Below are 6749 nucleotides of genomic sequence, written 5' to 3'. Positions count from 1 at the left end.
GCGTTCTCAAGTACGCCAAAAGCTTCGCGGGCAAGCCTCGCTCCACAGGTTGATCTGCCCCCAAAAGTTGGACATCAATCCTGATTTTTGGGTCAGATCAATGCTCAGTTCAACGCCAGGTCGTCTTCGGGCTGCTGCCCGCGAGCCTGTGCCGCGCGTTGCAACCGGCTGGCGATCAAGGTGTTCTTCAACAGATAGGCAATGGTCATCGGCCCGACGCCACCGGGCACCGGGGTGATCGCGCTGGCGACGGTGCGGGCGCTGGCGTAGTCGACATCGCCCACCAGACGGTTGCCGAACTCGCTGGTGATGCGGTTGATGCCAACATCGATCACCACCGCGCCGGGCTTGAGCCAACTGGCATCGATCAACGCTGGCCGGCCCACCGCCGCGACCACGATATCCGCCAACCGGCACAATGCCGGGGCATCGACGCTGCGCGAATGCACCACGCTGACCGAGCAGTTAGCCTGCAACAGCAAGGTCGCCATCGGTTTTCCGACGATGTTCGACCGGCCGATGACCACCGCGTGCAAACCACTCAAGTCATCACCGCAGGTTTCGTGCAACAGGCGCATGCAGCCGCTGGGCGTGCACGGGGTCAGAACCTCGAAGCCTTGCACCAGTCCGCCGACGTTTTCCCGGTGAAAACCGTCCACGTCCTTGATCGGGTCGATGGCATGAATCACTGCCTGCTCATCGATAGAAGCCGGCAAGGGCAGTTGCACCAGGATGCCGTTCACCGTGGGATCGGCATTGAGTTGTGCAATCAGTTCCAGTACCTGGGCCTGGCTGGCGGATTCCGGCAGGCGGTATTCAAGGGAGCGGATACCAACTTCCTTGGCGCGCAGCAGTTTATTGCGCACATACACGTGGCTGGCCGGGTCGTCGCCGACCAACAGGACCGCCAGGGCGGGATAAATCTGCTGATGGGCCAGGGCCAGAACCTCTTCCCGGACCTCGTCGAGGACCTTGGCAGAAATGGCTTTGCCGTCGATATCGCGGGCAAATGCAGGGGTGCTGCTGATCAAGAGAGTCACCGTTGTCTTGATTGAATGGGGGTGAAGTGATCATCGCGGCGTCTTCGCGCGCCGATGATCCATCAGAGACATGCAGGCAAGGGTGCTCAGGCTATCAGGTGAGGGCAGGCCAATACCACCGCAACACCGGAAGATCAGACACGCAAACGCACTTTTATGAAGCCCGTCGCGCATGGTCTGCACTATGCCAAGGCAAAAACCGAATCATCCCGAGCCTCGATCACCCTGAAGGGAAATCACGTTAACCCCCGATAAACCCTCACTGAAATGGCGTTTAAAACCGCTCGAGCTGCAACTGGCACAATCGCTGCATTACATCGTTCAAAGGTCCACGCAGTGGGCCGCCCCGTCGATCAACGAAGATCGACCGGCCGAGCAGGTCGTGGGCAACATCGGTGGATCAGGCGAAGGCGCCAGGTCGAACACCGCGAAGAACAGGCAAAGACGCCTGAAACCGAGAGGTTTCAGGCGTTTTTTTTTGCTTTTTTATCCGTGATTGGCTTTGGCTGGGTGCTTACTATGAATTCCAATGTTGCCGCATTGAACAAACTGCAAACGCTGATCGTGATCGGCAATGGCATGGTCGGACATCATTGTGTCGAGCAGCTCATCGAGCGCGGCGCCCTCGACCACTACCGCCTGCATGTCTTCAGCGAAGAGCCGATGCGTGCCTACGATCGTGTGCATCTGTCCGAGTATTTCGGCGGTCGCGATGCCGAATCGCTGGCCCTGGGCGAAGCCTCCCTGTATCAAACGCCGGGCGTCACCCTGCATTTGGGTGTGCCGGTGCTGGAAATCGACCGCGCCCGGCGCCAGGTGATTACCGCGCAAGGTTGCGTCGCCTACGACAAACTGGTTCTGGCCACCGGCTCTTATCCTTTCGTGCCACCTATTGAAGGTGCCGAAGGCGACTCGCGCCTGGTATATCGCACTCTTGAAGACCTCGACGCGATTCGTGCTGCGGCGGCCAATGCCCGGCGTGGCGTGGTGGTCGGCGGTGGCCTGCTCGGTCTGGAGGCCGCCAACGCCCTGAAAAGCCTGGGCCTGGAAGCCCATGTGGTGGAATTCGCCCCGCGCCTGATGCCGGTGCAGCTGGACGAGCAGGGCGGTCTGGCGCTGAAGGCGCAAATCGAGCGGCTCGGTGTGGGTGTGCACCTGTCCCGTGGCACGCAGTCGATCAGTGCCGGCGAGCAGTACCGCTACCGGATGAATTTTGCCAACGACGAATTTCTTGAAGCCGACCTGATCGTGTTCTCCGCCGGCATCCGTGCGCAAGATGCATTGGCCCGCCAATGCGCACTGGACATTGGTCCTCGCGGCGGCGTGGTGATCGACGACCAGTGCCTGACCAGCGATCCGCACATCTACGCCATCGGCGAGTGTGCCGCCTGGAATGGCAGCCTCTTCGGCCTGGTCGCCCCCGGTTACCAGATGGCCCGTGGCGTCGCGTCGCTGCTGTGCAATCAAGCCGCCGAGCCGTTCCAGGGCGCCGACATGTCGACCAAGCTCAAACTGCTCGGTGTTGACGTCGGCTCCATCGGCGATGCCCATGCGCAGACACCGGGCGCGCGCAGTTATCAGTTCATCGATGAAGCGACGGCCAGCTATCGCCGCCTGGTGGTGGATGCCGACAGCAAGCGTGTACTTGGCGCAGTGTTGGTCGGCGACAACAGCTATTACGACACCTTGCTGCAATACATGCAGAACGGCATTGCCTTGCCGTCGGAACCGGCCAGCCTGATTCTGCCGTCCTCCACCGGCGCGCCAACCCTGGGCCCGGGCGCGTTGCCCGAGTCGGCAACGGTGTGCTCGTGCCATAACGTCACCAAGGGCTCGATCTGCTCGGCCATTGATGGCGGCTGCACCGACCTGGGCCTGCTCAAGTCGCAGACCAAGGCGTGCACCGGTTGCGGCGGTTGCGCGGGGCTGCTCAAGCAAGTGTTCGAGCATGAACTGATTGCCCGTGGCGTCAGTGTCGACAAAAGCCTGTGCGAACACTTCGCCTACACCCGCCAGGAGCTTTATGCGCTGGTGCGGGTAGAAGGGGTGATCACTTTCGAAGAACTGCTGGCCAAGCATGGCCGTGGACACACCGGTTGCGACGTGTGCAAACCGGCAGTGGGCTCGATCCTCGCCTCATGCTGGAACCAGCCAATCATGGACGCCTCGCTGGTGCCGTTGCAGGACACCAACGATACCTTCATGGCCAACATGCAGAAAAACGGCACCTATTCGGTCGTGCCGCGCATTGCTGGCGGTGAGATCACCGCCGACAAACTGATCGCGATCGGCGTGGTGGCGAAGAAATACGACCTCTACACCAAGATCACCGGCGGCCAGCGGATCGACCTGTTCGGCGCGCAGTTGCATCAGTTGCCGGACATTTGGTCCGAGCTGATCGAGGCCGGTTTCGAAACCGGGCACGCCTACGGCAAGTCGACCCGCACCGTGAAGTCTTGCGTGGGCAGCACCTGGTGCCGTTACGGCGTGCAGGACAGCGTGAAAATGGCCCTGACCCTCGAAGATCGCTACAAAGGCCTGCGCTCGCCGCACAAGCTCAAGTTCGCGGTTTCTGGCTGCACTCGTGAATGTGCCGAGGCGCAGAGCAAGGATGTCGGCGTGATCGCCACCGAGAACGGCTGGAACCTCTATGTGGCCGGCAACGGCGGCATGCGCCCACGCCATGCCGAGCTGTTCGCCACCGACCTGGACGATGCAACCCTGATCCGTTACATCGACCGCTTTTTGATGTTCTACATCCGCACCGCCGATAAATTGCAGCGCACCTCGGTCTGGCGCGAAAGCCTGGAGGGCGGCCTGGATTACCTCAAGGACGTGATCATCAACGACAGCCTGGGACTTGGTGCGGAACTTGAGTCGCAGATGCAACTGGTGGTCAATCGCTATGAATGCGAATGGGCCAATGCCCTCAAGGATCCGGAAAAACTCAAGCGCTTCCGCACCTTCGTCAACGATAAACGCCCGGACCCGGACATCCATTTTGTCCAGGAACGCGGTCAGCGCCGGCCGATCATGGCCGCCGAACTCAACCTTATCCCTGTCACCGAGGAGAATGCCTGATGAGCCAGTCCACTACCCAGCGTGTCGATGTCCTTGCCACCGCGGCCAATGCCCAGGCCTGGCAGGCGGTGTGCAGCCAGCAGGATCTGGTCAGCAATTCCGGCGTCGTCGTCTGGCTCGACGGTGCCCAGGTCGCGCTGTTCTACCTGCCGCAGGCCGAAGGTCGCACCCTTTACGCCATCGACAACCATGATCCGCAATCTGGCGCGAACGTGATTGGCCGTGGATTGATCGGCAGCCTCAAGGGCGATCTGGTGGTGGCTTCGCCGATCTACAAGCAGCATTTTCGTCTTGAAGACGGCAGTTGCCTGGAGTATCCGGAACAGCGTCTGCGAGTGTGGCCGGTGCGTCTGAACGCTGGCGTCGTGGAAGTCGCGGCGGCTTGACCGTCGCCCTGAACCGCATCGGAGAACGTTGATGAAAACAGCCGCACAGTTGCTGAAACTGAAGATCGTGCAAAACCAGCAGGTGCACAGCATCGCACCGGATCAAATGGTGCTCGACGCCCTGAAAATGATGGCCGAGAAGAACGTCGGCGCGCTGCCCGTGATCGAAGCAGGGCAGGTGGTCGGCGTCATCAGCGAGCGCGACTATGCGCGCAAGGTGGTGCTACAGGGGCGTTCTTCGGTCGGCACGCCGGTGCGCGAGATCATGAGCGCGCCGGTGGTGACTGCCGACAGTTTGCAGAGCATCGAGCGCTGCATGGAGGTCATGACCGACAGTCATTTGCGCCATCTGCCGGTGCTGGAGGGCGGCGAATTGATCGGGCTGCTGTCGATCGGCGATCTGGTCAAGGAAGCCATCGTCGAGCAGGCCGATTTGATACGGCAACTTGAGCACTACATTCGCGGGCATTGAGCCCGCGCATACCGTAGGTCGCAAAAATCGGCTTGCGTGGAAATAAGTCTAAGTAACCGGTTGGAACAGTCGATAACCCCAACAGTAGGCAATTAGCCGACCACGCACCTGCTGACAGGGGAACCATCGAGTGTCCATAAAATTACGTTTGATTTTGCTGATAGGCACTGGCTTGCTCACCGCCCTGATCTTGAGTCTGGTCAGCTATGTGGGCAATACACGGATGGCTGAAGCGGTGAGTGACAACGAGGTCAGTATGACCGCGCTGCGCAACCACCTCGAAGCCGACATGATGCACGATGCACTGCGCGCCGATGTGCTGTCGGCGATGCTGGTAGGGTTGGGCAAGAGCCCCAGCAGCAAGGCCGAGGTGCGCAGTTCACTCAATGAGCATGCCGCGCATTTTCGCGAGATGCTTGGTGACAACCTCAAGCTGCCGGTCAACGACACCCTCAAGGCCGCGCTGGACAAGATCAAGCCAAGCCTCGATACGTACATCAGTGCCGCCGAGCGCATTGTCGGGCTGGCTCTGGATAATCCGGATTCCGCACAACAGCAACTGGGTACGTTCAATAACGCGTTCAGCCAACTGGAAGACCAGATGGCCACCCTCAGTGAGCTGATCGAAACCAACACTCAACAGACCAGCGCGGGCACTCGGCAAACCATCAGCAGTGCCAACTTCACCCTCGGCGCCGTACTCATTGCCAGCTTGTTGCTGCTGCTCGCCCTGGGACGCTCGGTCATCCTGAGCATCATGGGGCCGTTGCAGATCGCCAGCCGGATTGCCGACAGCATCGCCCATGGCAACCTGAGCGAGCCTATCGTCGAGCCCACCCGCAAGGACGAAGCCAGCACCTTGATTCGCAGCCTGGCGACCATGCAGCGTGACCTGCGCGGCATGATCGAAGTGGTTCGCAGCAACGCCCACGGCGTAAGCGGCATGAGCCAGCAGTTGAGCAGCGGCTGCCATCAGGTCGCGGGCAGCAGCCAGCAGCAAAGCGTTGCCGCCAGCACCATGGCCGCGGCGGCCAGCGAAATGACGGCGAGCATCGAAGAAATTACCCGGCATGCCGAGCGTGCGCTGAACATGGCCAACCAGGCCGAAGAGCTGGCCAAGGACGGCGGTCGGGTGATTCATCAAGTGGTCAGCGACATGGACGGGATTGCCCGTTCGGCGCAGCAGTCGGCCCAGGTGATCCGCACCCTGGACAAGGAGTCCGAGGGGATTTTCAGCATCATTCAGGTGATCAAGGGCATCGCCGATCAAACCAACCTGTTGGCGCTTAACGCCGCCATCGAGGCCGCCCGTGCCGGTGAGCAGGGCCGTGGTTTCGCCGTCGTCGCCGATGAAGTGCGTAGTCTGGCGGGCCGCACCAGCGCCTCCACCCAGGAAATCGCCGCCATGGTCGCGCGCATCCAGCAAAGCACCCGCGAGGCGGTCAGCAGCATGGAGGCGGGCGTCGCGCAGGTCGACAAGGGCATGGCGGTGACTGCCGACGTCGAGCGCGCCATCCGCGAAATCCTCCAGGCCACGCTCAACACCACGGAGCTGGTCAATGACATCAGCCGCACAATCGGTGAGCAGAGCCTGGCCAGCAACGAAATCGCGCACCAGGTGGAAATGATTGCCGGCATGTCCGAAGGCAATAGCAAGGTGATCAACCAGACCGCCTCGACCACCGATGAACTGTCCAGCCTGGCCGGACAGCTCTCGCAGTCGGTGGATCGGTTTCGCCTTTGAGGCATTGGCTGGCCCTGTTACCGGGG

The 6749-nt window shown here is 61.0% G+C and carries 5 protein-coding genes and 1 pseudogene; 5 read left to right on the top strand and 1 reads right to left on the bottom strand.

Going from position 1 to position 6749, the window contains the following annotated elements; all coding sequences use genetic code 11:
- Positions 1-104 precede the first annotated feature (104 nt).
- Positions 105-1031, bottom strand: a complete 927-nt coding sequence (locus AC30D7_RS23375) for a bifunctional 5,10-methylenetetrahydrofolate dehydrogenase/5,10-methenyltetrahydrofolate cyclohydrolase (protein WP_490135649.1) — start codon at positions 1029-1031, stop codon at positions 105-107.
- A gap of 528 nt (positions 1032-1559) precedes the next feature.
- Between AC30D7_RS23375 and nirB the strand changes: the two genes are divergently transcribed.
- The 5 genes and pseudogenes from nirB to AC30D7_RS23350 all read left to right on the top strand — a co-directional run bounded on the left by nirB (position 1560) and on the right by AC30D7_RS23350 (position 6723).
- Complete coding sequence (gene nirB, locus AC30D7_RS23370) at positions 1560-4121, top strand: nitrite reductase large subunit NirB (RefSeq protein WP_490135648.1); 2562 nt, start codon at positions 1560-1562, stop codon at positions 4119-4121.
- Complete coding sequence (gene nirD, locus AC30D7_RS23365) at positions 4121-4507, top strand: nitrite reductase small subunit NirD (RefSeq protein ID WP_490135647.1); 387 nt, start codon at positions 4121-4123, stop codon at positions 4505-4507. The genes nirB and nirD overlap by 1 nt, the downstream gene beginning before the upstream one ends.
- A gap of 31 nt (positions 4508-4538) precedes the next feature.
- The gene (locus AC30D7_RS23360; RefSeq protein ID WP_105345881.1) at positions 4539-4979 is read left to right on the top strand and encodes a CBS domain-containing protein; all 441 of its coding nucleotides are present in this window, start codon (positions 4539-4541) and stop codon (positions 4977-4979) included.
- 130 nt (positions 4980-5109) lie between these two features.
- Positions 5110-5865: pseudogene (locus AC30D7_RS23355) on the top strand (MCP four helix bundle domain-containing protein); the annotation flags it as partial.
- The gene (locus AC30D7_RS23350) at positions 5860-6723 is read left to right on the top strand and encodes a methyl-accepting chemotaxis protein (protein ID WP_490135652.1); all 864 of its coding nucleotides are present in this window, start codon (positions 5860-5862) and stop codon (positions 6721-6723) included. The pseudogene AC30D7_RS23355 and the gene AC30D7_RS23350, both read left to right, overlap by 6 nt.
- Positions 6724-6749 lie beyond the last annotated feature (26 nt).

The organism is Pseudomonas sp. DF5 (assembly GCF_058148225.1).
Note: the sequence above shows the minus strand (reverse complement) of the source record. Positions and strands in the feature narration are given on the sequence as shown.